The organism is Enterobacter sp. EC_50, from assembly GCF_019584525.1.
In the GTDB taxonomy this organism is placed as follows: domain Bacteria; phylum Pseudomonadota; class Gammaproteobacteria; order Enterobacterales; family Enterobacteriaceae; genus Enterobacter; species Enterobacter roggenkampii.
In genome coordinates, this window is record NZ_VDAF01000106.1 from 1 (window position 1) to 251 (window position 251).

Below are 251 nucleotides of genomic sequence, written 5' to 3' on the forward strand. Positions count from 1 at the left end.
CAACCGTCCTCCGTATCCTGTCATACGCGTAAAACAGCCAGCGCTGACGTGATTTAGCACCGACGTAGCCCCACTGTTCGTCCATTTCAGCGCAGACAATCACATCACTGCCCGGCTGTATGCGCGAGGTTACCGACTGCGGCCTGAGTTTTTTAAGTGACGTAAAATCGTGTTGAGGCCAACGCCCATAATGCGGGCGGTTGCCCGGCATCCAACGCCATTCATGGCCATATCAATGATTTTCTGGTGCG

General features: G+C 54.2%; 1 pseudogene. It reads right to left on the minus strand.

Going from position 1 to position 251, the window contains the following annotated elements:
• Positions 1 to 251, minus strand: a pseudogene (locus FHC48_RS23215) (IS1 family transposase); the annotation flags it as partial.